Source organism: Chlamydia sp. 12-01 (assembly GCF_042234205.1).
In the GTDB taxonomy this organism is placed as follows: Bacteria; Chlamydiota; Chlamydiia; order Chlamydiales; family Chlamydiaceae; genus Chlamydia.
In genome coordinates this window covers 874,592-901,214 of sequence record NZ_CP114174.1, presented here as the reverse complement: position 1 = coordinate 901,214, position 26,623 = coordinate 874,592, and the positions used below count along the sequence as shown (strand labels likewise).

Here is a 26,623-nt window from a genome sequence, read left to right as displayed (position 1 = left end):
AGAACCCATTAAGGTTCTGTCTCTTTCATATTAAAGCACCCACTCTAAATAGATATTTTAGGGAGCTGGATTTGGAGTCGGAGGAGTTGTAGGTTTAGGCGGAGTCGTTCCACCCCCGCTAGTCGTTGTAGAATCCGAAGCATTAGCAATGATGATAGCTCCGACTATCATAGCGATAACTGTAACGACCATAGTACATACGGAAATGCTTGTATGTGTACGACGTTTAGCAACGCATGAAGAGCAGGGCCAGTCTGTCTCTGAGGAATCACAACGATACTGCTTCGCTGTAAGATAGCTATTTACGTTAGTATTCCCTGATGCTGCTGATACACTGTAAAAATCATCCGCGGGTATGTTACTAGCAATTTGCTCTTGTTGATCTGAAGGACTTGGCTTGACGTTTTGAGCTGATTCTTTCTGATTTCGTTCATTACGTGCACCTCTTCGCGTATTCGAGGCCTTCTGAGCACGAACTTGAGGATTTACAGAAGAGTTACGTCTTACCTTGACAGCCGCAGCTTTCTCAACGTCATAACGCAGCGTTGAAGTGATTTTCCCATCTCTAGGAATTTTATTTTCTTTTACACGAGCTTGGAGAGCTTCTCTAGAAGATTTCCTTTTAGAAACTCTTTGCTCTCTAGCTAAATCCTCAATAAGTTTATTTCTCTCTTCGAGGGAAACAACTTTCACATCTTTTACATCAGGACGAACAAAAATTGGTAAAACTGGACCTTCTTTGATATCATGAACAACTTGCATTTCTTCTTTATTAACTGAAGAGGCTTTTGCTTCCCTATTGATGATCATGGTTTTTAATAATGATCTGGGGGTCTCATTATTAGGAGCTGCACGTACTATTGTACCGGCTCTCTTTCTGATCTTCATCCTTTCTCTTGCTGATAAGCACGGCGTAGCTTGAGTAGATTGCTCATTTACAATAGCATTTTGATCACAGGTATTAGGTCTATGGTATCTTTTGGAGTATTTCCCACCGCGAGTTAAGAGCTTTGCTGTTCCAGTTTGAACAAGTTCTTCACAGCAATAATCAATACCTTGCTTAATATTTTGAACAAGAGAGCCTTGTTTCTCCTTACGCTCCTGAACTTTTAGACAACTCTTTTCTTTGAAAGAAAGATTTTGTTTCTTACGTTCTTGACAGCGAGCTTTTTGATTTTGATTCAATATATCTACAAATAGAAAGGAGAGTTTATTAGACTTTTTAGCTTTTTTTACTGCAACTTTAGCATTTTTTTTAGCTTCTGCAGCTTCTTTTGCCTCCTGCCTAGCACGTCTGTGCTCTTGAATCTTCTCGATTCTCTGCTCTTTCTTGCTTTTCTTGCTTTCCAAAGCAATTAAAGAATCTTCGGAATATGTGGAGCTAACTTCAAAAGGAGCAACTGTAGCACTTGCATAACCAACAGAATGGGTGAAAGTTAACAAAATGGAAAGCATTGCAAGTTGCGAAGTACGCTTAGAACTCATCATGCTGCTATAATCTCCTAGATCAGCCTATGAGATCACCATAACAACAATAGGACTTTTTTCACAACTCGGAGTTGCAAATCTTTTATAGAGATTGATAGTTAATGGATTTGTGATTCCCAATTCTTAATATATGCAAGGAGCTGTTCTTTTTCTGGATAGTTTGTTAGAAAACTCCGAGCTTCTAAAGACATTCCAAGATGCACGATCTTATTGATTAAATTTAAATGACTTTTATCTTGGGATGCAAAAAGGAAAAATAGTACATTCACTGGTTTACCATCAAGAGCACCAAAATCAATGCTCGTTGATAGGAACATGGGGACGACAACATCATAGTATGCATTAATTAGAAAATCTTTAGCATGAGGAAGAGCTATACCTTCGCCGATACCTGTGGACATGAGATTTTCTCTATGAGTAAGCATTTCAAAAAGAACACTGTCATCGAGATTAAACTTTTCTGCTATATAAGAAGAAGCGTATTGCAGAGCCTCTGCTTTATTTTTCACAGTTACATCACGGATAATTCCGCCACGATAAATCGCCTTATACAAGCTATACTTTAAAGAAAGGTCTCGAAACTCCTCTCCATGCTTTTCGTCTTTTTCTAACCCTACTAGGGCTTGATTATGTAAGATCCAATCCTCTATTTCTTCCCGATTGAATCTATGTTCATTGTTCATACTGTAGCTAGGGATGGCTCCCTCATCTAGCCACCGACGAACAGTATTTTCAGAAACATCCAATAGAGAAGCTAACTCTTCTAATTTTAAATCCATAACCGCTACATTCCTAAAAATACATTCATGACTTCTTCAATCGTTGTAACTTGTAACAACTTTTGACGTCGAGATTCATCTCTAAGTGAAAGAGTTAATGTAGATAACAACTTGAGATACTCAGCCTGGGCGTTATCAGGACCTCCTATTAGAAATACTAGACGCACTAAAGCTCCATCTATAGCATCCCAAAGAATCCCCTGAGAATGAATACCTATAGCGATAAAAAAGTCAGAACAACTATTTAATTTACCATGTGGGATTGCTACTCCCATGCCAATACCCGTGGACATGATATTTTCACGAGTCACTAAAGCTTGAAAAAACTCTTCTTTATTCTCAAGTAAGCCGGCAGCACTCGCAAGATCCGTAAGATCTTGGAGAATCTCCTCCCGAGAGTTTTTATTTAAAAACATAATAAGATTGGGAGACAAAAGAGAAAATAAGGAAAAATCAGGTTGACTCTCACAATAGAAAGGCATGTCACTTCTCTCCAGTATGCCCAAAACCTCTACTTCCCCGAGATGTTGCCGTTAATCCTTCTTCTTGATCTACGACTGTAAACTTTGCTTGGACTACGGGAGCAACTACAGCTTGAGCTATACGCATTTTGGGTTCGATGATAAAAGTGCTCTCTCCAAAATTTGCAAGTATAATACAAACTTCGCCGCGATAATCAGCATCTATTGTTCCCGGAGAATTAACGACCATAATTCCGTATTTCAGAGCTAGCCCACTACGTGGACGCACTTGAACCTCGTAACCTTGGGGAATTTGCATTTTTATTCCCGTAGGAATCAATACGCGTTGACCCGGCAATACAGCAATAGGTTCTTCAATATGGGCTCGAAGATCTGCGCCCGAAGCGCCTTCTGTGGAATACTCTGGAAGGTCTACCCCAGATTCTAATTCACAAAATATAGTCATAAGAACAGAGCCGTGGTTACTATGAGTATCGGGTATGATGTTTCATTCACTGTCATCTGTCAATAAAAAAATTTCTTTAAGGGTCTTAGATAGATCCCTAGGTGCCTTATCCTGGCCGCCAGTGTATTCTTGAGCACAAAAGTAATCAAGTAAACTCTGCAAAGTATTCTTCAATTGTTTCCTCTCAACCACTTTATCAATCATTCCATGTTCAAGAAGAAATTCAGATTTTTGAGCGCCCTCAGGAAGATCTTCACCTATAACTTGGGCAACGACTCGGGGACCGGCAAAACAAATAAGAGCTTTAGGTTCTGCGATAATCACATCGCCTAAAGAAGCGAAAGAAGCTGTGACTCCTCCGGATGTAGGATTCGTTAACACAGAGATATAAGGTAGACCGGCCTCATGTAATTTTGCTAAAGCTGCGGATGTTTTTGCCATCTGCATCAAAGAAAATACAGATTCTTGCATCCTTGCGCCTCCGGAAGCACAAACAATAATTACTGGGAGCTTTGATACTATAGCTTCCTCTATAAGGCGGGTAAGTTTTTCACCAACCACGGCTCCCATAGATCCTGCCATGAAATTAAAGTCCATCACGGCTAAAGCTACGGGGTGCTCACCTATGGTGCAAACACCGACGAGAACACCCTCACTTTCTGTGTTGTCTTTTCTAGCTTTAGTTAAACGATTTGGGTAGGTATCTGTATCAACAAATTTTAGTGGATCTTGTGATTTCAGATTTGTATAGAGAGGACGCCAGGAATCTTTGTCCGCAAGCAGCTTTATCCTCTCAGCTGCAGTAATACGGTAATGGTATGAACACTTAGGACAACAATTGAAATTTTGTCCTAACTCATTTGCATGAATCATTTCATGACAATGTGTGCACTTTAACCATCCGCTAAAACCATCAGCTTTTATCTTTTGCACTTTAATCTTAGGTTTATCGTAAGAAAATAAACGCACAAGTTACCCAATCCAAACTTTTAGCAGAAGTAATTTTAAATTAAAGTTATTAACTCTTCAATTAAAAATACTCTTTTAATGAGTTATCTCAGAAAATCTTTTTTCAATATATCCCCAATTAATTATCTGAGGAATTGCTTTTAAATAATCTAATCTAACATTTTTATACTGGAGATAGTACGCATGCTCCCAGACATCTACTCCGAGAAGAGGTACCTTACCGGTAGTCGCCTCCAGAGGATCCTGGTTTACTGTTGCATGTAGCATAAGTTCCTGTTTTTTTGGACAAAAAGCTAGCCAAGCCCATCCTGATCCTTGAATAGGAGCCGCGAATTCAATAAATTCTTTTAAAAAGTTATCGAAAGTTCCCCAAAACTTTTCAATTAGCTTAAGCAACCCGTGTTTCGGGGGTACACCTCCGCCACGATCTATCGGAGCCAACATTTCCCAAAATAGGGAGTGGTTGATGTGTCCTCCACCGTTAAAACGTATGGCAGGCTCTAAAGAAATCAGGCGTGTAAGATCCTGTTGAGCACCGGCAACATCCAATTTCTTCAAAGCATCATTCAAATTATTTATATAACCTTGGTGATGCTTCAGATGGTGTAAACGCATAATTTCTGCACTAATCACTGGTTCTAGAGCATCATAATCATAGGGCAATGAGGGCAAAGTATAGGGTACAAAGGTCATAAGGAAGTCCTTCATATCTGTCTTGAATTTATCAAGAACATTGTTTAGAGATATTTTTTATATGGGCGTATTTTATCTCTTGTTACTAGTATAAAGAAACACAACACGAGAACAAAAATCTAACCAAATTTCTGCAGCGTCAGTGTAGATGTGCTGAAGATATTACTACAAGTGGATTTTAATTTTATTATTAGGACTCTAGAGAGGAAAACTTTTCTTTAAATTCAGAGATAAAATTATCTAATTTTTGCTGACTTTCTTGTTCTCTTTGGATCTGTTCTTGTTTCTTTTCTGCTATCGAATTGTAATGATTTACAAGCTCAAAATACAATTTTATTTTAGGCTCTGTTCCTGAAGGGCGTACAATAATCTTCCCCCCACTTTGGTAATAGTAACACAGCATAGACATCTTCGGCAAAATTAATTGATACGTAGTCCCTGAGGCAATATTAATTCCTATTCCCTGATGATAATTTTCAAATGTTTCTACAGTATATCCTCCTAAAGACATTGTAGAAGGATCTAAAGCTGCCAACTTTTCTATTTGTGATTTCATAAGACTTGACTTTCCCTGATCGAAGGATAAAGACAGTGTTTTATTCATGAAGTATCCATGAGTTTCGTATAAACCTAAAATAGCATCTCGGAGAGTCTTTCCTTGGAGCTTTTGATGTAACGTAGCCTCTGTGATTAATGCTGACGTGCTAATAGCATCTTTATCTTCTACATGTGTTCCATAAAGATAGCCGTAGGATTCTTCGGCACCGAATATGTACTTTTCTAGACTTCCTCGCCAAGCTTCTATTTTCTCCCCGATGTACTTAAATCCTGTTCCTACATTCACAATATCTCCACCATAGAACTTTGTGATTGCTGACAGCATTTCCGTGGTTACTAAGCTTTTAACCACCTTATCTTCCTTACCCAAAGGAGAACGAGCTGACCACGCACGTAAAATATGATCTGCAAGCAAACAGGCAATTTGATTTCCATTAAATATATATGGCTGATCCCCATCTAAACATACGACTCCCAAGCGATCTGCATCAGGATCTGTGGCTATAAAAATATCATCTCGATTCTTTATCATTTGTTCGATTCCCAAAGTTAGTGCTTCAGGATCTTCGGGATTAGGCAAATGTACCGTAGGGAAGTTTCCATCGGGAAGAGCCTGCTTTTCAACAAGCTTCACTATTGGGAAATTCCAATCTTTTAAAACACGAGGAATCATAGTGACTCCAGTTCCATGGAGTGGAGAATAGCTTACATGAACAGCTTGTCCCGAAATACGATTGTCTTCAGGATATAGTTGTAATTGATGCACGGTTTCCGTATATAAAGTCTCATATTCTTCTCCTATGAGATGGATATAAGGATCTTCTAAAGAATCAACAAGTAAAATTTCTTCGACATTTACAGACGCTTGAATAATCTCCTGATCTAAAGGAGGCAATACTTGCCCTCCTGAAGCCATGTAAACTTTATACCCGTTATACTCTGGAGGATTATGAGAAGCGGTGATCATCACTCCCGCTAAAGCTTGCTGCGACCTTAAAGTAAAAGAGACAAGAGCTAGAGGTTCGGGGTCTTTAAATATAAGCGCGTGGATTTTATTACCTGCGAGAACTTTCGCAGTTTCCTGAGCAAAATCGAAAGAATGGTGTCGCGTATCATAACCGATGACTACACGAATCGAATCTCCGGGATGAGGATTATGTTTTTTTAATACTTGGGCCAAACCTTGAGTAGCGCGTCGCACAGTGAAAATATTGATTCTATTGGTGCCTAATCCCATAGGACTACGCAACCCTCCCGTACCAAACGCGAGAGTTTTTCCAAATAGTTCTTCAAGATGTTGTGGATTGTTTTCTAGAATCTCAGCTATGGCATCTTGATCATCTTTACCAAAATCACTAGATAACCAAATTAGGATATTCTTTGCTGTTATAGGGTTACAAAGAGTTTCTATTTTCTTCTGAAGATGCTTCATAAAAGTTCCTAAAAACAAATCGCGATCTTATGCTGTCATAACATAAAAATAGCTCTAGGCAAACAATTTCGTATATTTATCTAAAAGAAGGAAATGTCTTTAAGAAATAGGGATCCCTGCGGAAGAAAAATTAAGCAATAAAGCTGTTTCCCCTGACTCTGGGAAGTAAAGCTCTGTAGGATAGGCCCCAGTAAAAAAGACTCCCTGGCCTACTTTATCTCCTGACAGAGATAAGAGTAACTGACAATCCTCATCCCTTTCGATAATTTCATCTTCAGGAAAAACCCAAAAATCTCCAACTAATGACAATCGAGGCCGATGCACAAGATTAGCGGCAAAAATATCCAAACGTCGCTTTTTAATTAAAGCTGATATTTCAGGAAGGGAACGGAAAATATTTTCTCTCCAGCGCACATCTAGTGTATTTTTAGATACTGATTCTACGAAGTGTCTTAGTTTTATTTCTAAAGCAAAACAATCGTCCGTAGAGACCAAATCTTCGAATAATATACTACCTTGATTTTGAAAATGGCGCAGGTGTTCTAAATGTAGAACAATCCTCATACTTATCCATTTAAGAGAATGTAACCAAAAGTACTATAGACTTTAAGCCCTTTTCCGCCTATAAAAAAACTCCAATAACTAATGCGTTATATTTTAATAGGGCAACATTTCATAATTTTATGAATAATCTGATCAACATTAAAGAAGTTGAAGCTAAATTAAATTTTACATTTACTCAACCGAAACTCTTAGTTACAGCTCTCACACATCCCTCATACAGGAATGAGACCGTAACTATTACCGAAGATAGCGAGCGTTTGGAATTCTTAGGAGACGCCGTGTTATGCTTAATCGTAACCGAACATTTATTCCTATTATTCCCTTCTATGGATGAGGGTACATTATCTACTGCACGCGCAGCTTTAATAAATGCAATCTCTTGCTGCCAATACACTGACGCATTAGGATTAGGAGAGTATCTGCTTATAGGTAGAGGAGAAAGAATTCAAAATGAACGAGGTAGAACTTCTGCCTATGCAAATTTATTTGAGGCTATTTTAGGTGCTGTTTATCTAGATGGAGGTTTAGCCCCAGCGAGACAAATTACCGTTCCCCTATTGCCCTCGAAAAAAGACATACTTCCTCTTATGCTTGGAAACCCGAAAAATCGCCTACAACAGCTCACACAAAAACAACTACGTACATTACCCGTATACCAATGTACACCCTGGACATCACAACAAGGTGCTCCAGGTTACCATATTCGCGTAATAGTCAACGATGAAGTTTGGGGTGAGGGATTTGCTTTATCAAAAAAAGAAGCCGAGAAACTTGCGGCTCAAGAAGCTTTAGACGCCCATGACTACGAAGATAAAAACACAATGGACTTGTAATGAATGCGGAACCAACACGCCGAAATGGTTAGGTCAATGTCCGGGATGTTTACAATGGAATACATTTATTGAAGAACATGTCTCTCCTTCTCAAAACGGAAGACGACCTCGATCACAAGCAATTGCGGTATCTTTGAATACTATAGAGCTTCGAGAAGAGGAACGTTTATGTGTAGGAGAGCCAGGATGGGATCGTATTTTAGGTGGTGGTGCTGTTCGTGGTAGTCTTACCTTATTGGGTGGTGATCCAGGGATTGGCAAATCAACTTTGTTGTTACAAATATCAGCAAAATTTGCCAATCGAGGTCTCAAAGTCCTTTATGTTTGTGGAGAGGAATCTGTAACGCAAACCTCTTTAAGAGCACAACGTTTACAGATTTCTAATGCCAACATTTATTTATTTCCCGAAACAAATCTTGATGATATCAAACAGCAGATAGCGAAATTAAATCCTAATATTTTAATCATCGACTCCATTCAGATTGTATTTAATCCTGTCCTACATTCTTCTCCAGGATCTGTAGCTCAAGTACGAGAAGTGACTTCAGAGCTCATGCATATTGCCAAACAATCACAAATTACGACTTTTGTTATCGGTCATGTAACCAAATCTGGAGAAATCGCTGGTCCTAGAGTCTTAGAACATCTTGTAGACACGGTTTTGTACTTTGAAGGCAACTCACACGCCAACTATCGTATGATACGTTCTGTGAAAAACCGTTTTGGTCCTACGAATGAACTGCTTATTTTATCTATGCACACTGATGGGTTAAAAGAAGTTACCAATCCTTCTGGTCTCTTTCTACAAGAAAAAATTACAGAAACCACTGGTTCTATAATTATTCCTATTATTGAAGGATCTGAAACGTTTCTTATTGAGATGCAAGCTTTAGCCTCATCTTCGCCCTTTGCAAATCCTATTAGAAAAACCTCAGGATTTGATCAAAATCGTTTTTTATTACTCTTAGCTGTTCTAGAAAAGCGCGCTCAAATAAAATTCCATACTGCTGATGTTTTTCTTTCCATAGCTGGAGGATTAAAAATTACAGAGCCTGCTGCAGATTTAGGTGCAGGACTTGCTGTGGTGTCATCATTATATAATCGCCTTTCTCCTCAAAACTATACATTTACTGGAGAAATAGGCCTGGGAGGCGAAATCCGTCACGTTACCCATTTAGAAAGACGTCTTAAAGAAAGTAAACTTATGGGTTTTGAGGGTGCCGTGATTCCCGAAGGACAAATTTCAGGATTATCTTCTGAAATTAAAGATCACTTAGATATTCGAGGGGTGAAAACTATAAAAGATGCTATCCGATTGCTACACTGATCCTTTTCTTTCTGATTTTTGCATGGGAAGACGCCCCTTACGCATAGCTTCCCGAAGATCTATCTTAGCCCAGGCTCAGGTACACGAATGTGTTCGCCTGCTTCACTCATGGTTTCCTAAACTCTGGATTCAAATACATACGGTAAACACTCGTGGAGATAGAGATAAAACTACTCCCCTACGTCTCGTAAAAGATTCACAATTTTTCTCAGATGCCGTAGACAAACTTATTCTTCGTGGTAACTGCCATCTTGCCGTACATTCTGCTAAAGATCTTCCTGATCCATCAATAACTTCCGTTGTGGCCATGACAAAAGGTTTAGACCCTTCAGATCTTTTAGTTTATGGTGAACGTTACTTGTGGAAACGTTTCCCTAAAAACCCTAAACTTGGAAGTTCCTCTTTACGCCGCGGAGAAGTACTAAAAGCATTATTTCCTAAAGGGCATGTTCTCGATATTCGAGGTACAATAGAGGAAAGACTCGAACAGCTAGAAAACGGCAAATACGATGCTATTGTTGTTGCCAAGGCTGCTATTCTTAGACTCCATTTACATCTGCCCTACACTAAAGTACTCCCTCCTCCCTATCACCCTCTTCAAGGACGTTTGAGTATTACTGCAGCAAAAAATGTAGAAGCATGGAAAAAGTTGCTACTTCCCTTAAATACCGCATATACAACCCAAGAAAATTCTCAGAGTCTTGTTTGATCTGAAAATATCTCTTACAATTACCTCTAAAGCATATTTTTAATAAGTATTATTAAAAATATACCCTCATTTTATTGACAATAAATAATTTACACGTAGCTAGTAATAAAGAAAATAAACAACACTTCAATCATAGATCATGAAATTCGTGAGGCAAGATGACATTTACTTCTTATATTACCATACCCTCTCATACCCATATCACAACAAAAAAGGCGCCAATATCTGTTCCAGAAACAAAAATCACCATATGTAAAACAGCGTATTTTCCTGAGATCAGCACGCGCTTCTTAGTTTTCCCAATTCTAGGACTTATTTTTACTATTTTCCTAATCTATCGTAGATTCACAGTAATGCGCACCGCGTATTCAAATTTAGATTATATACCCAATAAATACTGTGAAAACAAACTTTGTTCTCGCCTACATCCTAAGTATCACATACCTCTAGTTGCTATTGGTATTTTAGGAGGAATAGGAGCTTTAACTCCCTTCCTAATTATCGGAATAATAATGTATCTAGTTATAAAAATATTAAAAAAACTCTGTATTTTTTTGTAATTTTATGGGAAAGTTTACGAACTCATTTTCAATAAGGCTTATTAAATAGATAATATTTTTGAATAAGAGACGTTTACTCTTACATAACCAGATAAGGAACACACCTAGATAACAATCTAGGAGCTCATGAGAAATTAAAAAATAATTAAGGTAATTCTCTTATGTCTATTGTTTCTATTACAATTCCCGCACATACTCACTTGCATAAAAACGGTTTCACATCAGATGTACCTAAATCTGCTCCAATCCGCATATCAAGAAACAGAATCTATACCGAGATTACATCTTCTCGCTTAGAAAAGATCCTCTCCTGTATTCCTATTATAGGGTTATTTGTTGCAAGTTATCTGTTGTATCAAAAAATTACTATAAGCAAGGCATTTACAAAGTTAGGCTACATACCAAATAAATCATGTTCGAATTTTATGTGTTTAAAACTAGATCCAGATCATTTGAACTTCATAATTGGTATAGCTGTGTTTGGTGGAACAGGCCTTTTATTTCCTCTCTATGGTTTGGTTGCTTGTATCTTATTAATTATGGTCCTAGTCTCTAAAATCATTTCTTCTTGTCGTGACCCGTATCCTTACCCATAAAGATAAAATTACTTAACATACAGCCTCATCTATACCCAACACTTCATATGATGGGTATTTTGATAATAGATATCCCTCTATGGCGTCGATCCAGGTATATGATGGGTAATTTTAAATCAGATCTTTTGTAAGGAAAACTTAACTATTTATTGGATAGGTTCTAGGGACGAATGCTTCAGTAAGAAATCTATAGAGATAAATTCACGAACTATGATAAAATGTTTGTCCGTAAAATTAGAAAATAATTACTTATAACTTTTATCAATTCTGAATCTAACAAAGGGACTTATGGGACTTGTTACCATTCCTAGGCATACACATATAAGAAGCAATGGCAGCATCTGCTCTGCAACTATTACATTACCCAGAGTTATTAAGGGATGTCCTACGACCCTGGAAGGTGTAATGAGTCAGCTGCAACATATTCCCTTGGTCCTAATCCCCATTGTCGGCCTAGTCTATGCTGGGGTATGCTATTACAGATACAGACAAGCCCAAATTGTGATTAAAGATAGTACTAAATCTCCCCCAAATGTTAGATGTCCTCAATGCAGAAAAACAATCTACGCCATGTTATCACCTGTAGCTATTTCGATTCTTGGTGGTTTAGGGCTTATGTTACCTTTGCTTGTTATTCTCCTTCCAACCCTTTTAATTATTGGGTTATCTAAAACCATTGTAGGTATAGGAAAATGTATCACAGCGGGAGCAAAGTGCTGTTTAAGAAAATAAAGATTTTAAAATCTAACGAATCATCTTATATGCAAGGCTTTAACACTCTTTCAGGATACTTCGCACGAGAATGTAGAGCACTATAGAGTGTTTTAACCATAGTTTCACAGATAGTTGTAAGTTCATCCAAAGTTATCGGAGAATCAGCAAACTGCCCATCATGCATTTTTCCAGATACAATCTTATCTACAAGATCTCTTAAAGCCACCATACTTGTTCCTTCTAAAGAACGCGCTGCTGCTTCAAATGAATCTGCTATCATAATAATTGTAGATTCCTTAGAAGAAGGTTTTCTTCCTGGGTAACGGAAAAGTTCTTCGTCTGAGGCTCCTGTATTAGGATTATTTTGCAAATGACGATGATAGGGAGAAAGAATGACTGAGGTGCCATGATGTTCTTCGATAACACGGACGAAAGAATCGGGCAAACCTGCTTTTCTTGCTAATTCTACTCCCTCGGGAATATGCCGCATAATCATTTTTGCACTCTCCATCGGGGAGAGATTACTTTTTGAAGTTCCCAGCATCTGATGATTCTCAAGGAAAAATCCTGGGTCAATTAACTTACCAACATCATGATATTGCGCTACAACACGACAGAAAAGCCCATCAGCATGAATAGCATTAGCTGCTGATTCTGCAAGAATACCTACTAAAACTGAATGTTGATAAGTTCCGGGAGCCTGTTCAAAGAGTCGTTTTAATAAAGGATAGTCAGAGTCTAAATACGCTAATAAATGATTATGAGTACAGGCACCGAAAGAAGATTCAAATACAGGAATTAAAGCGCCAACACCTAAAGCAGTAATCAAACTATAGACAAAGCTTCCTAAACAATCGGCACGGAAAGCTGTTACAGATGCAGCACCGAAGAACAAACGGAATCCTGTTAAAATTGCTGTGGATACCCACCACAACTTCATACAACACCAAAATAGTGAGGATAGACGTGTCACTCGACTCAATGTGAATAGAATCCTCCAAGAACTTAATAAGTTCATGGCTAGAAACCAGCTATTATTCCAAATATCCGATTCTAAAGTATAGAGAACTCCTAAAAATGTGCAGGAGGCTCCTGCAAGAGGAATTCCTACAAGATGACCAAGAAGAATAGCTGTGAAAGGAAGAATCAGTGGGTAGGAAAGATAAATCTCCCAACTTTGCGGACCTAATGCACAAAGAGTCTCTGTAATCTTCACTCCGATCAATGATAGAGAAAAGATAGCGATGTAGAGCATAAAACGTTTTGGAGACATCAATAATTCAGGACAAAACGTTACTAATGAACGGTAGCCCCAAATTAAAATAACCACTACTAAAAGGAGAACTCCTAAAGCTCCACGGTAAGAAAATAGTGTTGTTGAGGAAACAAGCTGATGGCGTAAGCAACGGAGAATTTTTGCATCTCTAGCACTAATTCTTTGATACTGTCTTATAATAGAACTTCCCTTCGGAAAGTGTTCTAATCTCCGTGTTCCAAGTAAATCTCCTTTAACATAGCCTGATTTTTCCTTATCGACGGCAATATCCAAAGGCTTCTCTCTCAAATTATCTATAATATGCAATCTACAAGATACCGGACAATTTTCAGATCTTAGAAAATTATCCACATGCGCAACGCATTGGTGTATAACTTCTCTAGAATCAGAGCTTACATGAATGCCTAGCAAACGCTCTCTCTCTTTTAGAGCTGAGGGACGCAAATGAAGATCTTGAAGACAAGTTTCTGTAGAGTTATCTATAAAACCTACAGCCCCAAGGAAATCTTGAGTTTTTTTTAGCCAACGCCGCGTTTCCTCTTCTTCAGGTTCTTCAAAACAAGTACTCTCAGAAATACGATAGACTTTTCCAAACACTTCGGGAACTTCAGCACTCTTACTATAAAATGCATGCACGTTCCAACTTATAGAAAAATCGATAGGAGAGCTCAAAGATACTTGAGCAATATCCCCCTCCTTATACACAGGAATATGAAGAACTCTAAGATAAATAAAAGAGAATAACGTTAATCCAAAAATGCCCGTAATACCAAAATATAAAAGATACCTTGACCACGGCCGATCTATTTCAGCAGTAGTACAGCTACGGTAAGTTTGCCTACGGTCTTCCATTTGCTTGATCATATGCTCAATACAGGATATATCTATTATTTTTTAGCTATCACACCAAAGAACAAAACACCATTTTTTATTCAAAACTAGCACTTCAATCTTTTCACAAATAAACTCTGTCACTTGCAAACAAGAAAACTCTAAAAATTTCACAGCAAATGACATTGCTTAAAGCACATTATTATGATTCACGAACTTTACTCTATTTTAATTAAGAATTTCATACTATTGACTATAGCTTGATATATGATAAAGAAAAATGACGATTTCTCATGGTACCTCTATCCTTTATCTAGAAAACATTATGTTCTATCTAATGTACAAATATATTCATTAAAGGGGGACAATTTCCAACCCTTTATATTATAGTGAACATAGAAAAATCTTCCCCAATTGCAAATTTATTAATGAGTGCATTTTCGGGACACCCAGTCTAGAAATCCCGGGAAAAATAGTCACCTGAATTAAATAAAAAAAACTCCTCGTAAAAATTTTTAGAGGCTCAACAAATGACATCTACAACATACCAAGTTTCTTCTAGAAGGTATCGCCCCCAAACATTTTCCGAAATTCTCGGACAAGATGCTGTAGTTACTGTTTTAAAAAATGCCTTGCAGTTTCAACGCGTGGCGCATGCTTATTTATTTTCAGGAATTCGCGGAACTGGGAAAACAACCCTAGCAAGAATTTTTGCTAAAGCGTTGAACTGTAAAGAATTGACTGCAGATAACGAACCTTGCAATCACTGTTGCATCTGCAAAGAGATTTCTTCAGGGATCTCTCTAGATGTTATAGAAATTGATGGCGCTTCTCACAGAGGTATTGAAGATATCCGTCAGATCAATGAAACGGTTCTTTTCACTCCAGCGAAATCGCAATATAAAATCTATATCATCGATGAAGTGCATATGCTGACAAAAGAAGCTTTCAATTCCTTATTAAAGACTCTGGAAGAGCCTCCTAGCCATGTGAAATTCTTCTTAGCCACTACAGAAAATTATAAAATTCCTGGAACAATTTTAAGTCGCTGTCAAAAAATGCATTTAAAAAGAATTCCTGAGACAATGATTGTAGACAAGTTAGCATCCATATCTAAAGAAAACTCTATAAAGGCTTCTCGCGAGGCTCTTCTTCCTATTGCTAGGGCAGCTCAGGGAAGCCTTCGCGATGCAGAATCTCTTTATGATTATGTCTCAGGACTATTCCCTAAATCTTTATCTCCGGAATCTGTAGCGGACGCTTTAGGTTTAGTCTCTCAGGATACTCTATGCACTTTAGCAGAATGCATCCGCACGCAAAAATATGCCGAAGCTTTGCTGCCCGTGACGACTGCAATAAATTCTGGAGTAGCGCCAATAACTTTTCTTCATGACCTCACTGTTTTCTATCGTGATGTATTGCTTAATAAAGATCAGGGGAATTCCCCTCTATCTACAACAGCAACGCACTATTCGAGCGAGTGTCTATTAGAGATTGTTGATTTTCTCGGAGAGGCGGCGAAACATTTACAACAGACTATCTTTGAAAAAACATTTTTAGAAACAGTAATTATTCATCTAATTCGGATATGCCAACGTCCTTCTTTAGAGACTCTGTTTTCTCAACTTAAAACATCAACTTGTGATACCCCCAGAAATATCTCCCAACAGCAAGAATCTCCTAAACCTGTTATAAGACCTGAAAAGCATTATGAAGAGCAAAGTTTCTTGTCTTCATCTTCAAAATCTCCTACTCCTAAAGAACCTCTCTACCAAAAAGAGGCTTCCCCTTCTTTAGTAGGATCGGCTACTATAGATACGCTTTTACAATTTGCTGTTGTTGAGTTTTCAGGAATTTTAACTAAGGAGTAACCATGGGCAGTGGATATGCAAAAAAGAAAAAAGAAGCAAAAATCATGGAACAGCAATTCCTAGAAATGGAAGCTTCTCTAGAACAGAAACGCTACGAAGGACAAGCAGGTAATGGACTCGTTTCTGTAGTGATCAATGGGAAATGTGATATTGTTTCCATAAAAATACAGCCCGTATGTCTCGATCCTGAAGAACCTGAAGTTGTTGAAGATCTCTTTCGTTCAGCATTTAAAGAAGCCAAGGAAGCTATGGATAAAGAAATGTCTGTAATGCGTGCAGGAATGTCTTTCTAAGCTAACAGGGCCTGAACTTCTTCGCAGGTCCTTGCTCTTAACAATTTCTCAGTATGTTCCACACAATCACTTAAATTCAAAGAAGCTATCCTTTCTCGTAGTTCTACAATAGCTGGCATAGCAACCGATAACTCTTGAACTCCTAAGCCTAAAAAGAATGGTGTTAAGGAAAGATTTGCTGCAGCCTCTCCACAAATAGATGTATGAATATCATATTGTTTTGCACTAGAGACTACATGCCGAATCATACGCATTACCGAAGGATGTAGTGGGTTACCAAGATAACGAGGAAGGATAGTTTCTCGATTATTTCCTAGGGTATATTGCATAAGATCATTAGTACCTATAGAAATGAAATCGCACTCCTGGAGAATTTCATCAATCATCAATACTGCTGAAGGAATTTCTATCATACTTCCCCAAGCAATATTTTCTATGACATGATCTTTATTAAAAGAACGTCGTATACTTTCTAAACGACGTTTTACTTCTATAATCTCTATAACATCGGCTGTTCCAGGAATTAATACCTTTAAAGAACCTAAAGCCGAAGCTGCTAAAATAGCACGAAGCTGATCATCGAGCATCTGAGAATTTTTCAATAAATAGCGTATCGAACGTTCTTGAATAGGATCTTGACCGGGGCAAAGCTTATCTTCTCCAAAGTCGAATAAACGCAACACAGATACACGCTCTGGAAATAAAGCTAAAGATTTATACACCGTAGCTTGTTCTTCTACTGTAGGTAATCTATCTTCAGCAATCGCAAGAAATTCAGAACGAAATAGCCCTATGGATGTTTGTGGAAAGAATTCTGAAAGCATACGCAGTTCTTCGAGACTAGCGGCATGAGAAGACACTATTGCATGTGGCGATGCTTGTGGATAGGATTTCACACTGTAGGATGTGCTTTTTTGCTTATAACAGTTTTCAAGAGTCTTCGATTTGGGATTGAAGATAATCTCACCACGAATACCATCAATAAGCACAAGTCTCCCAGAATATTCTTGAATACGTTCCCAGTTTTCCTGAGAAAAATTTGCTAAATAGGGAATATTTTTCGCTCTAGAAACAATTGCAGTATGTGATGTCGGAGCACCAACTAAAGAAACAAAGCCTCGAATATAAGAGGGATTAGCGCTAGCAACTTCTGAAGGAGTAAGCTCTTTAGAGAAGACAATGATATTTTGATCCGCATCTCCTAAAGAACTTTTATGCTGACAGCATAAATGGCCAATTACACGGTTAGAAATATCATGAATATCTTGAACACGATCTACAGCTAAAGGAGCTCCTTGCGCTGCTGTTAAAGATTCTTCTATTTTCCCCATAACAGAAGAAAAAACATATTCAGCATTTTTACGATCTTTTCTGATGGTATTTACCACCTCTTCAGTCAAAATAGGATCTTTAATTATCTCCAAATGTGCTTGTAGTATCGAGGATATCTCTTGTTGACCTTGTTTTCCTTGAACTTCTTGTTCTAAAGCAACAATATCAGATTTGGAACGATTTAATGCTTTATAGTAACGATGTATCTCATGCTCTACCTCCTCTTGAGGCAAGGTGAGTTCATGAATTTGCAAAGGAGAGGTTCCTAGGAAAAAAGCTTTCCCTATGGCCACCCCAGACACTAAGGTCATTCCAGGAACTCGCCATTCTTCATTTTTCTCTATAGAAGGCACGGGCGTGTTCATCTACAACTCTCCAAAACCTGAATCAAAAGCATCCTGCACTTTCTGCAATACTCGACTCGCATTTTTTCCTTTAATACGCACAAAAACCTCTCCATTTTGTGGTGCTCCTAATATAAGTATGCTCATGATACTTTTGGCATTTACTGTTTTTCCTGCGTAGGTAAAGCTCGCTTCACAATCTTCACCATCAAACAATTTAACAATAGCTCCAGCAGGGCGAACATGTATTCCGGAAGTGTTTTTTACAATACATACGCATGTCAGTTCATCATCATCTTGAGAGTCCACAAGAACTTCCATATTCTCGATATCCAAAATACATTCTCTACATTCATCCACCATACACCTCTTCACTATGTAAGTAGTTTTCTAACCAAGCAAGGAAAGAAGGATAATGACTTGTAGTTAAATGTAAAAGTTCTATGCTTTCTAAAGTTCTATGTAATAGGCTTTCTTCACTTAACAATACATTGGGTGAAGGAAAATCCCTACGTACTTCAGGATCGAAAAGAAAACACTGATAGGTCAAAGGTTCTTCATAACCATAAAAAGGGAAAATTCCCAAAGAAGCGCAGTTATCTTCGAGAGAAATCTTTTTTAAACGTAGTAGTAGCTCTCGCAATTTATGTTGAACTTTAGCTAAAGAACGGTAGGAAAAAATTCCTTCATCTTCCCACTTTCCAAATCCGTTATGAATCGTAAAAAACTTCTGATAATCATTATCCCCTAAATTAGGAAAACAATGACCCTCTGTTTCTAATAAAGGAGGCTCGCCTTGAAAACCACAACGTCCGTCACCAAAGGTATAGAGCATTTTTGCATCATAAGGCTCATTAGCAGAGCGATAAATATAGACATCCAGACTATCCAATAATGAAAAGAAACGACAAATACCGGGAAATTGACTATTATCAACTCCCAAAACAGTAAGCCAATACTCTTGGAAAAAATCTAACCTATCCTTTTTTGATAACCCCACTAGCTCATACCAACCTCGAGGTAAGCGGGGAGCTTTCTTGGAAATCTCTTCCCAAGACATCTCTTCACGCAATTGCTCTATGGAATATGCTTCAAGTGTAGGAAAAGAATGAATCGATGCTAAAACGTTTTGAAACTTTTTCATTCTCCATCCTTATTCACACTTCATATTCCCTATGGATACAGCTAATTCATTCTTGTCGATACTTTCAACAACAACATCCTTTATTAATCTGTGCACTCTATTGGCTAACAGGAACCCTAGCACGTTCCTACCCCCTATGTGGGATAATGTTACTTCTAGCCCTTTCTCTTTTTATTCCCAAACAACAACGTAAACAACAACTCTTTATGGGAGTTTGCTGGCTTATTCCCTTAATGGCTCTATCGGAATCTTCTTCTATCCATAAAGGGCAATCATCGGGAAGCTTTATTATTAAGTCTGGAAGAGAAAATAGATACTTTGGAGAAGCTATTCACCTACAATATCCCTGCGGACAAAAATATCGTCACATTCCCTGTACTATTCTTATAGATGCACATTTAGAACTAAATAAAAAATACCATATCCAAGGAATGACGTTAGATCATACATCCCAAATTATTTTTAAGTCTAATGGTTGCTATCAAGAAATACAGGCAAAGAAACTAGCACTTATTCAACATAAATTACGAGAATCATGTCATAAACGTATTCTAAACCTATTTTCCTCTGGAGAATCGGGAAGCTTCGCCTCCAGCCTTCTTCTTGGCACTCCCTTACCAAAACGTTTAAAAGAAATTTTCAAAAATAAAGGATTAGCTCACCTATTTGCTATTTCGGGATGGCATTTCTCTCTATTTGCCTCAGTTCTGTTTTTCCTTTTTGGTATATTTCCAACAAAGATAAAATATTTCCTTGCTTTTACCGCACTTTCAGGATTAACTCTCTTATTTCCTTGGTCTCCCTCAGTATGGAGAGCATGGATTTCCCTATCACTAATTTGCCTTTCTCCTTTTTCTTCAGGGTGCTGCTCAAGTCTTAATCGTTTGGGGATTGGATGTATTCTTTGTTCTTTTATATTTTCCCCATTATCTCCCGCATTTTCTCTAAGTTTTTTAGCTACTCTAGGTATTTTACTTTTCTTTCCTCATCTATTTCGCTTTTTCTATGCACCCTGGAAGGAAATAGCTCCCAGATGGTTAATTCCTTTTCTTCGCTATCTTTGGGGAGCTCTATCTATAGCACTAGCCTCACAGATTTTCCTCTTTTTCCCTGTAGTGAACTTCTTTGGATCTTTTCCTTTAGAAGGCCTAATCTATAATCTCTTTTTTCCCCTACTCATACTTCCAATTTTTTCTCTAATTCTCCTTTCTTTGATTCTTCCGTTTATCGCTCCCATGACAAAATTTTGTATTTTATGGATAATTTCACATCCGCTTCTTCATAGTCATAATTTTTTGACATCCCTATCTCCCTCTCCTCTATCTCCAGAAAAACTTACCCTAATTCTCATTCTTCTATTGTTTCTTGGCGTTAGCCTAGAAAAAACAAAAATAGTAGGAAATTTCTCCCTAACTGACTCTATTTCTGAATTATAGAAAAATTTTTTTATTGTGAAACCTACGCGCTTTGCTTAAACTAGACAGAAAATACTTAAGTATACCATTGATTATATTCAACTTAAGGCAAGCTTGTGTCTACTTCACCCACCAATAATCAAAGCACAAATCCCACTCCAGAAACACCAATTCCCTACGTGAATCTTGGGAAATTGAAAATACGCCTTACGCGTATTCTGCAGACAATTACTGCATTAGGAATCGCATTAAATATTGGGGGTATTGTTTCCCTATGTTTAGGCTCTTCATTAGCCATTGCCTTACCTCTACTTATTATTGGCATTGCCTTATTGATTCTTACCTGTTTCTTTTTAGTTTCGCGTTTAAGAAAACCCACTCTACCGACACGAGCGCCTTCTTCCCCTCCAATCACACCAAAACCTACAGGAGTGAAACCCGACGGCACGCCCGCACCAACACCTCCAACGACACCACCAACAAAATCTCCGGTGACAACACCTCCTACTTCTCCTGTGGTAAAAACACTTCCGGTCCCTGTAGAAACTCCAACTCCAGCTCCCGTAGCTACACCCCCCGTCCGCCCTGTTGTGACAGTACGTGTTCCTGAAATTCAAATTCCGGGATTTTTAGACTTCACACCACAACACATAGCTAATTTGTTAAAAATGCGCTTTGGAGTTACTGGAATACAGCCGTCAGGACGTATCAATAAAAATACAAAATATGTAACGGTACGTAGTAACAGACATAATCTGCATATATGCTTCCTAAAAGGACATCCTCTTGAAGATCCATTCTCAAAGAAAACGGATTCTGCAATGCTTGTCCTGACAAATTCTGAAAGAGAGAAGCATCTGCTATTAGGGAGATCCTTAGCTTTAGGTCCGCATATAGAAAAATCTTGTTGGGATGATATTACAAAACCGGACTCTACGAAATTTCCTCCAGAATCTGTTGTTGCTGGACCTTGGGTGAACAAAACCAAAGATATTCCACCCGCAAATCACCTCATCTGTGCAAATCCTCCTCTTATTACGCTTACACGTGATGTACATCGCAGAGCGATTAACTTTGATGATTTCGATTATGAAAAAGAATTCAGAGCTACAGTAAGAATGTATCAAACCATATTCGGCATCTGTAAAGAAAATGGCATTACTTCGATTCAACTTGAACTTCTAGGATTAAATAACATTGGATCAGATCAAGAAGAATACGAAGCTTGGTATTCAGGATGCGCCCTGGCTTTATTAGAAGCTATCCGTATCGAAGAAGAAATTGAGGGAAGCACACTCACGCATATTACTATAAATAGTAGGACAGAACTTCCTTTGCTCTCAGCTTTACAACAAGCGTATAGATCTTAACATGGTGTTCTCCTGATCTCTATAATCTGGAGAATCTTCCCATCTTTTATAAAAAGATTCTTTACAAAACATAAAACTGAAGAAATTCTATTGTGAACGGCCATCTAAATGACTTAAAATGAGCTTCTAATAAGAAAGTATAGTATTGACTATCTTTAACTTAGGTCAAGCCCATGTCTACTTCACCTATAAATAATCAGGGTATAAGTTCGGTTAATCCAACTGCAACTACTTACATACATCTAGGAAATATAAAACTATCACTAATACAGATTATACAGACGACTTCTGCTTTAGGAATGGCTTTAAACCTTGGAGGTGTTATAGCTCTGGCTTTAGGCTCTTCATTAGCGATTGCTCTGCCGTTATTAACTATTGGTTTTGCTCTACTTATTCTTAGCTGTTTTATTTTATTAACACGCCTAAAAAAACCCCATATAGCTCCACCACCTTGTGTAGAGACAGAGAAAATCACACCACCGCTATCTCCTGTAGTAAAGAAACCTCCAACCCCAATAGAAACGCCTAAGACCACTCCAGTGGCCACACCTACGCAACATCCCATAGAAATCTTTATTCCCGAAATTGAAATGCCAGATTTTTTAGATTTCACACCTGAGCATATCGCACATCTTTTACAAACACGCTTTGAACTTACTGGGATACATCCTGCAGGACGTATAAATAAGAATACGGAATATGTGACTATACGGAGTAAAAATACTGATCTCAATGTGTGTTTCCTAAAGGGTCATCCCTTGGATGATCCATTCTTAAAGAAAACAAATTCCGCGATACTCGTTCTGACAAATTCGGATAGACAGTTGCATCTTTTATTAGGAAGATCACTAGCTTTAGCAGCACAGATAGAAAAAAAATGTTGGGAAAAGATTACTAAGCCACACTCTAAGACATTCCCACCAAGAACCATTGTTTCCGGACCCTGGGTAAATGAATCAGGAACTCCTCCAGCAAGTCATCTCATTTGTGCCAACCCTCCGGTTATTCTCCTTACAAACGATGTGTATAACAGAGCAATTACCTTTACAGATTTCGACTATGAAATAGAATACCAGTCTGCTGTAAGAATGTATCAATCTATATTCGCTATTTGTCAAGATTATGACATAACCTCCGTACAAATTGAGCTTTTGGGATTAAATAACATTAGCTCACATCAAGAAGAATATGAGGCGTGGCATTCAGGATGTTGTCTAGCTTTATTAGAAGCTATACGTTTAGAAGAAGAAAAGAAATTCGGAACAACGCTCACGCACATTACTGTAAATAGCCGCTCTGAGCTTCCTCTCAGTTCATCTGTGCTGCAAGCCTACCAACCCCAAACGCTTTTTAACACCTTAACGAGTTGGTTGCCTTTCTCTAGTTAGCAACAAAAATTGTCTATAGATTCTTAAGACTGTAAAAATTTTATTGTGAAGACAATAAGCATATCTTACAATTTCTCCTCCGTATTGTTAATCACACTTATTTTAGGATGTCTTCATGCCTTTAATTCATCATGCCTCAAGGAATCAGACTGATATCCATCTAAAGCTATCAAAAGTATATGTGAGCCTATGTAGTTTAAGAATAAAAAGGTCATACGTTGTACAGGGAATTGCTGCTTTAGGGTTATCATTTTTACTTGGAGGGATATTGGCCTTATCCATGGGACAATCTTTTATCTTTTCCTTACCTCTATTGATTGTGGGAATAGTGTTTTTAGTTCTTTGTGGGATCACTTTAATATCGTCAAGAAAACGCCCATCCATCTCCGTTCCTCAATTTTTAGATCTTACTTTATCTGGTGTTACCAATCGATTGAGAAATACTTTTATACTAGGACAAGTTCTTCCCCATTCAAGTAAGATCAACAAAAATACAGAATGTGTCTTTGTAAGCAACCCAAATACCGGTATACAATTATCCTTTTATAGAGGGCACCCTATAAACGATCCTCTGTTGAAAAATGAAGATTCTGCAATTGTACTCTGTACAAACTCTGAAAGAGATTCTAGTTATGTAATTAATAGGACATTAGCGTTAATCGGAAGTATAGAAAAAGAGTGCTGGAATGACATCACAAAACCCGACTCTATGAAATTTCCTCCAGGTTCTATAGCTTATGGACCATGGATAAATAAATCTCAAAAAACAGCTCCTGCTTCTCATTTGATCTTTATCAACCCACCCACTATCGAAGTTCTTATTCACACTAAGCCACTAAAAAAAGCTATCACCTTTCAAGATTTCAACCGGGAAGAAGCTTTTAAAAACATAGTTGACTCTTATCTACAATGCTTCAGTATCTGTAGAGAAAATAACATCACCTCGTTGCAGCTTGAACTGTTAGGATTGAACGATATTAGCTCACATCAAGAAGAATATGAGATATGGTATTCCCAATGTGCCTTAGCATTGCTAGAAGCTATACGTATAGAAGAAAAACATGCAAAAAAAACGGTAAAACAAATTACCGTAAATCATCAAAGAGAGCTTCCCCTGCTGCCTATTTTACAAAAAGCTTACAACAATTAAAATTCTGCTAAGCTTTTTGCCGCTTGAAGAATTTTCTCCTTCTGAGGAAGAACTTCATTTTCTAGTATCTTTGAATAAGGAACGGGAGCGTGTAATCCAGCAACACGACGAATAGGAGCATCAAGATACGAATATGCCTGTTCAGCTACAGTAGCAGCAAGCTCACTACCGAATCCACAAAACTCTGAAGCTTCATGAGCAATCAAGAGTTTCCCTGTTTTCTTCACAGATTCTAAAACCGTAGCGAAGTCACAAGGGACTATTGTTCGTAAATCTATAACTTCCACAGAAATATCCAAGGTTTCTAATTCCTTAGCTACTTCCATACTCATAACCAACGACATTCCCCAAGAGACAATCGTTAGATCTGAACCTGGATGGGTAATCGCTGCCTTACCAAAAGGTAAAACATAATCCGAAGAAAATACTGGACAAGCACTAAAAATACGTCGTTGATATAAAGCCTTGTGTTCCAAAAAGACCACAGGATTAGGATCACGAATAGCAGCTTTCAATAAAGCTTTTGCATCTGCAGCATTAGATGGATAAGCAACTTTAATTCCTGGACAATGTGCCAAAAATGCTTCTATACTTTGAGAGTGGTATGGACCACCTTGTATATATCCACCACAAGGAGCTCTGATGACTAAAGGAACTTCCCATTCTCCTGCAGAACGGTAGTAAATACTAGAAGCTTCAGAAAATAGCTGATTGATTCCTGGCCAGATGTAATCAGCAAATTGGATTTCTGCAACAGGCTTATGGATACCATCCATAGCCATACCGATAGCTGTTCCAATAATTGTGGCTTCTGCCAACGGTGTATTAAAACAACGTCCGGCACCAAACTTATCGGTAAGATTCCTAGTAACACCGAAAACTCCGCCTTTATCCCCAGCGACATCTTCACCGAAAACAATCACTCCAGAATCTCGGTTCATTTCTTCAACCAAAGCTTCGGTAATTGCGTCGCGCATTACTTTTGGCTGTGTATCACGTAAACGCTGAGCTTCTAAAGAATCTTCATAATCAATTAGAGAAATCGTGTGTGGAGAAAACACATCATGACTTGTAGAACCTTTGCTAGGAAAAGGCATCCCTTCAGCACATGCACAAGCACGAGCAACTTCAGCCTCAGCCTCAGCTTTTATCTCTAAAATCTCAACAGATGAAATACCGCATTCTTCTATCATTTGTTGTTCTAAACGAATTAAGGGATCATTACTTATGCAATGATCTAAATCTTCACGACTACGGTATTTCTCATGATTATCAGAATTACTATGCGGCTCTAAACGCATAACATTGATAAGAATTAAAGCAGGAATAGAGGTGTTTCTAGCTTGATCCACAGCTTTAGAAAAGGCGTCCACTAGACCGAAGTAATCACCACCATCCACTTCATATACTGAAAGATCGTGATAACTTTCCCCTAAACGAGCTAGGTCCGTAGAACATTGATCTTTAAAGGGAACAGAAATTGCCCAAGCATTATTCTGTACTACTGTAACTAATGGCAGTTTATGTAAAGCAACGTAATTTAACATCTCGTGGAATTCACCCTGAGATGTAGATCCGTCTCCTCCGGAAACATAAACTACTTCTTTGGATTTTGTATGCTTCGCAGCCCAAGCACGTCCTGCAGCCTGAAGGAACTGAGTACCAACAACACTAGACTGACAACAAATACGTAACTTTTTATGGGAATAGTGGTAGGGCATCATCCTACCGGAGGAGTGGTTAGGAGCCAAACGTGCAAGGAAAGAGGCAAAAATCTCGGAAAGATCACACCCCAGCCCTATAGGAAATCCTTGATCTCGATAATAGGGAAAAGACCAATCTTTACCTGGGATGAGACTCTTTCCTGCAATAACTCCAGCAAGCTCATGACCGGCACAAGATAACTGGAAGGTTCCTCCAGAATCACTTTGCCTAGAAAGAAGGAGCATTTTGTTTTCAGCAAACCTTAAACTCCAGACTAATTTCAGAACTTCCTTAATAGAAGATCCTAATTCACGCTGTATTGCTACCATGTCTGCTCCTCGGATAGACTGCTCTAC

At 38.2% G+C, this 26,623-nt stretch carries 25 protein-coding genes; 12 read left to right on the top strand and 13 right to left on the bottom strand.

The window, feature by feature from the left end; genetic code table 11:
* Window positions 1-57 precede the first annotated feature (57 nt).
* The 8 genes from O1W69_RS03895 to O1W69_RS03860 form a co-directional block, all read right to left on the bottom strand.
* On the bottom strand, window positions 58-1,488 hold the full coding sequence (locus O1W69_RS03895; protein ID WP_375793254.1) for a hypothetical protein: 1,431 nt from the start codon (window positions 1,486-1,488) through the stop codon (window positions 58-60).
* Between the two features lie 98 nt (window positions 1,489-1,586).
* Complete coding sequence (locus tag O1W69_RS03890; RefSeq protein WP_375793253.1) at window positions 1,587-2,267, bottom strand: PTS sugar transporter subunit IIA; 681 nt, start codon at window positions 2,265-2,267, stop codon at window positions 1,587-1,589.
* A 5-nt stretch (window positions 2,268-2,272) separates the two neighbouring features.
* Entirely contained in the window at window positions 2,273-2,749 is a 477-nt protein-coding gene (locus O1W69_RS03885) for a PTS sugar transporter subunit IIA (protein WP_375793252.1), read from the bottom strand.
* 1 nt (window position 2,750) lies between these two features.
* A complete protein-coding gene (gene dut / locus O1W69_RS03880; protein WP_375793251.1) occupies window positions 2,751-3,194 on the bottom strand; it encodes a dUTP diphosphatase in 444 nt (147 codons plus the stop codon).
* Window positions 3,195-3,236: 42 nt separating this feature from the next.
* Window positions 3,237-4,163: an acetyl-CoA carboxylase, carboxyltransferase subunit beta gene (gene accD / locus O1W69_RS03875; RefSeq protein ID WP_375793250.1), complete on the bottom strand. Its 927-nt coding sequence runs from the start codon at window positions 4,161-4,163 to the stop codon at window positions 3,237-3,239.
* A gap of 75 nt (window positions 4,164-4,238) precedes the next feature.
* Window positions 4,239-4,856, bottom strand: a complete 618-nt coding sequence (locus O1W69_RS03870; protein WP_375793249.1) for a superoxide dismutase — start codon at window positions 4,854-4,856, stop codon at window positions 4,239-4,241.
* Window positions 4,857-5,046: 190 nt separating this feature from the next.
* A complete protein-coding gene (locus tag O1W69_RS03865) occupies window positions 5,047-6,846 on the bottom strand; it encodes a phospho-sugar mutase (protein ID WP_375793248.1) in 1,800 nt (599 codons plus the stop codon).
* Window positions 6,847-6,945: 99 nt separating this feature from the next.
* Window positions 6,946-7,410, bottom strand: a complete 465-nt coding sequence (locus tag O1W69_RS03860) for a DUF5070 domain-containing protein (RefSeq protein ID WP_375793247.1) — start codon at window positions 7,408-7,410, stop codon at window positions 6,946-6,948.
* 119 nt (window positions 7,411-7,529) lie between these two features.
* Here O1W69_RS03860 and rnc point away from each other — a divergent pair, with 119 nt between their 5' ends.
* From rnc to O1W69_RS03830, 6 genes are all read left to right on the top strand, one after another.
* A complete protein-coding gene (gene rnc, locus O1W69_RS03855) occupies window positions 7,530-8,243 on the top strand; it encodes a ribonuclease III (RefSeq protein ID WP_375793246.1) in 714 nt (237 codons plus the stop codon).
* A complete protein-coding gene (gene radA, locus O1W69_RS03850; protein WP_375793245.1) occupies window positions 8,209-9,570 on the top strand; it encodes a DNA repair protein RadA in 1,362 nt (453 codons plus the stop codon). The genes rnc and radA overlap by 35 nt, the downstream gene beginning before the upstream one ends.
* Entirely contained in the window at window positions 9,548-10,279 is a 732-nt protein-coding gene (locus O1W69_RS03845) for a hydroxymethylbilane synthase (RefSeq protein ID WP_375793244.1), read from the top strand. Before radA ends, O1W69_RS03845 begins: the two co-directional genes overlap by 23 nt.
* 158 nt (window positions 10,280-10,437) lie before the next feature.
* The gene (locus O1W69_RS03840; protein WP_375793243.1) at window positions 10,438-10,839 is read left to right on the top strand and encodes a hypothetical protein; all 402 of its coding nucleotides are present in this window, start codon (window positions 10,438-10,440) and stop codon (window positions 10,837-10,839) included.
* 161 nt (window positions 10,840-11,000) lie between these two features.
* A complete protein-coding gene (locus tag O1W69_RS03835; protein WP_375793242.1) occupies window positions 11,001-11,435 on the top strand; it encodes a hypothetical protein in 435 nt (144 codons plus the stop codon).
* Between the two features lie 288 nt (window positions 11,436-11,723).
* Window positions 11,724-12,167, top strand: a complete 444-nt coding sequence (locus O1W69_RS03830; protein ID WP_375793241.1) for a hypothetical protein — start codon at window positions 11,724-11,726, stop codon at window positions 12,165-12,167.
* Window positions 12,168-12,192: 25 nt separating this feature from the next.
* Here O1W69_RS03830 and O1W69_RS03825 read toward each other — a convergent pair whose 3' ends face one another.
* On the bottom strand, window positions 12,193-14,289 hold the full coding sequence (locus tag O1W69_RS03825; protein ID WP_375793240.1) for an HDIG domain-containing metalloprotein: 2,097 nt from the start codon (window positions 14,287-14,289) through the stop codon (window positions 12,193-12,195).
* A 497-nt stretch (window positions 14,290-14,786) separates the two neighbouring features.
* Between O1W69_RS03825 and dnaX the strand changes: the two genes are divergently transcribed.
* Together dnaX and O1W69_RS03815 are read left to right on the top strand one after the other, a co-directional pair.
* On the top strand, window positions 14,787-16,127 hold the full coding sequence (gene dnaX, locus O1W69_RS03820; RefSeq protein WP_375793239.1) for a DNA polymerase III subunit gamma/tau: 1,341 nt from the start codon (window positions 14,787-14,789) through the stop codon (window positions 16,125-16,127).
* 2 nt (window positions 16,128-16,129) lie between these two features.
* Window positions 16,130-16,420 carry a YbaB/EbfC family nucleoid-associated protein gene (locus O1W69_RS03815; protein WP_375793238.1) on the top strand — a complete coding sequence of 97 codons (291 nt, stop codon included), beginning with the start codon at window positions 16,130-16,132 and terminating at the stop codon, window positions 16,418-16,420.
* On the opposite strand, the gene ptsP is transcribed toward O1W69_RS03815, so the two are convergent.
* The 3 genes from ptsP to O1W69_RS03800 are packed head-to-tail and all read right to left on the bottom strand — an operon-like array spanning window position 16,417 to window position 19,240.
* Entirely contained in the window at window positions 16,417-18,117 is a 1,701-nt protein-coding gene (gene ptsP / locus O1W69_RS03810; protein ID WP_375793237.1) for a phosphoenolpyruvate--protein phosphotransferase, read from the bottom strand. The genes O1W69_RS03815 and ptsP overlap by 4 nt on opposite strands.
* On the bottom strand, window positions 18,118-18,417 hold the full coding sequence (locus O1W69_RS03805; protein WP_375793998.1) for an HPr family phosphocarrier protein: 300 nt from the start codon (window positions 18,415-18,417) through the stop codon (window positions 18,118-18,120).
* 31 nt (window positions 18,418-18,448) lie between these two features.
* Window positions 18,449-19,240 (bottom strand): hypothetical protein, encoded by a 792-nt coding sequence (locus O1W69_RS03800; protein ID WP_375793236.1) that lies wholly within the window; start codon window positions 19,238-19,240, stop codon window positions 18,449-18,451.
* Here O1W69_RS03800 and O1W69_RS03795 point away from each other — a divergent pair.
* The 4 genes from O1W69_RS03795 (at window position 19,213) to O1W69_RS03780 (ending at window position 24,563) form a co-directional block, all read left to right on the top strand.
* Window positions 19,213-20,676 (top strand): ComEC/Rec2 family competence protein, encoded by a 1,464-nt coding sequence (locus tag O1W69_RS03795; RefSeq protein WP_375793235.1) that lies wholly within the window; start codon window positions 19,213-19,215, stop codon window positions 20,674-20,676. The genes O1W69_RS03800 and O1W69_RS03795 overlap by 28 nt on opposite strands.
* 95 nt (window positions 20,677-20,771) lie before the next feature.
* Window positions 20,772-22,025 carry a hypothetical protein gene (locus O1W69_RS03790; RefSeq protein WP_375793234.1) on the top strand — a complete coding sequence of 418 codons (1,254 nt, stop codon included), beginning with the start codon at window positions 20,772-20,774 and terminating at the stop codon, window positions 22,023-22,025.
* A 173-nt stretch (window positions 22,026-22,198) separates the two neighbouring features.
* Window positions 22,199-23,413: a hypothetical protein gene (locus O1W69_RS03785; protein WP_375793233.1), complete on the top strand. Its 1,215-nt coding sequence runs from the start codon at window positions 22,199-22,201 to the stop codon at window positions 23,411-23,413.
* 115 nt (window positions 23,414-23,528) lie between these two features.
* Window positions 23,529-24,563 (top strand): hypothetical protein, encoded by a 1,035-nt coding sequence (locus O1W69_RS03780; protein ID WP_375793232.1) that lies wholly within the window; start codon window positions 23,529-23,531, stop codon window positions 24,561-24,563.
* On the opposite strand, the gene O1W69_RS03775 is transcribed toward O1W69_RS03780, so the two are convergent.
* Complete coding sequence (locus tag O1W69_RS03775) at window positions 24,560-26,596, bottom strand: thiamine pyrophosphate-dependent enzyme (RefSeq protein WP_375793231.1); 2,037 nt, start codon at window positions 26,594-26,596, stop codon at window positions 24,560-24,562. The genes O1W69_RS03780 and O1W69_RS03775 overlap by 4 nt on opposite strands.
* Between the last annotated feature and the right edge of the window lie 27 nt (window positions 26,597-26,623).

Bases quoted from the DNA above. Each gene is read 5' to 3' on its own strand.
- O1W69_RS03890 (WP_375793253.1), bottom strand. From the start codon at position 2,267: ATGGATTTAAAATTAGAAGAGTTAGCTTCTCTATTGGATGTTTCTGAA.
- O1W69_RS03865 (WP_375793248.1), bottom strand. From the start codon at position 6,846: ATGAAGCATCTTCAGAAGAAAATAGAAACTCTTTGTAACCCTATAACA.
- O1W69_RS03825 (WP_375793240.1), bottom strand. From the start codon at position 14,289: ATGATCAAGCAAATGGAAGACCGTAGGCAAACTTACCGTAGCTGTACT.
- O1W69_RS03795 (WP_375793235.1), top strand. From the start codon at position 19,213: ATGCTAAAACGTTTTGAAACTTTTTCATTCTCCATCCTTATTCACACT.
- ptsP (WP_375793237.1), bottom strand. From the start codon at position 18,117: ATGAACACGCCCGTGCCTTCTATAGAGAAAAATGAAGAATGGCGAGTT.
- rnc (WP_375793246.1), top strand. From the start codon at position 7,530: ATGAATAATCTGATCAACATTAAAGAAGTTGAAGCTAAATTAAATTTT.
- O1W69_RS03870 (WP_375793249.1), bottom strand. From the start codon at position 4,856: ATGACCTTTGTACCCTATACTTTGCCCTCATTGCCCTATGATTATGAT.
- O1W69_RS03860 (WP_375793247.1), bottom strand. From the start codon at position 7,410: ATGAGGATTGTTCTACATTTAGAACACCTGCGCCATTTTCAAAATCAA.
- O1W69_RS03895 (WP_375793254.1), bottom strand. From the start codon at position 1,488: ATGATGAGTTCTAAGCGTACTTCGCAACTTGCAATGCTTTCCATTTTG.
- O1W69_RS03835 (WP_375793242.1), top strand. From the start codon at position 11,001: ATGTCTATTGTTTCTATTACAATTCCCGCACATACTCACTTGCATAAA.
- O1W69_RS03815 (WP_375793238.1), top strand. From the start codon at position 16,130: ATGGGCAGTGGATATGCAAAAAAGAAAAAAGAAGCAAAAATCATGGAA.
- O1W69_RS03830 (WP_375793241.1), top strand. From the start codon at position 11,724: ATGGGACTTGTTACCATTCCTAGGCATACACATATAAGAAGCAATGGC.
- O1W69_RS03775 (WP_375793231.1), bottom strand. From the start codon at position 26,596: ATGGTAGCAATACAGCGTGAATTAGGATCTTCTATTAAGGAAGTTCTG.
- O1W69_RS03800 (WP_375793236.1), bottom strand. From the start codon at position 19,240: ATGAAAAAGTTTCAAAACGTTTTAGCATCGATTCATTCTTTTCCTACA.
- O1W69_RS03805 (WP_375793998.1), bottom strand. From the start codon at position 18,417: ATGGAAGTTCTTGTGGACTCTCAAGATGATGATGAACTGACATGCGTA.
- O1W69_RS03785 (WP_375793233.1), top strand. From the start codon at position 22,199: ATGTCTACTTCACCTATAAATAATCAGGGTATAAGTTCGGTTAATCCA.
- O1W69_RS03780 (WP_375793232.1), top strand. From the start codon at position 23,529: ATGCCTTTAATTCATCATGCCTCAAGGAATCAGACTGATATCCATCTA.
- radA (WP_375793245.1), top strand. From the start codon at position 8,209: ATGACTACGAAGATAAAAACACAATGGACTTGTAATGAATGCGGAACC.
- O1W69_RS03840 (WP_375793243.1), top strand. From the start codon at position 10,438: ATGACATTTACTTCTTATATTACCATACCCTCTCATACCCATATCACA.
- O1W69_RS03885 (WP_375793252.1), bottom strand. From the start codon at position 2,749: ATGCCTTTCTATTGTGAGAGTCAACCTGATTTTTCCTTATTTTCTCTT.
- dut (WP_375793251.1), bottom strand. From the start codon at position 3,194: ATGACTATATTTTGTGAATTAGAATCTGGGGTAGACCTTCCAGAGTAT.
- dnaX (WP_375793239.1), top strand. From the start codon at position 14,787: ATGACATCTACAACATACCAAGTTTCTTCTAGAAGGTATCGCCCCCAA.
- O1W69_RS03845 (WP_375793244.1), top strand. From the start codon at position 9,548: ATGCTATCCGATTGCTACACTGATCCTTTTCTTTCTGATTTTTGCATG.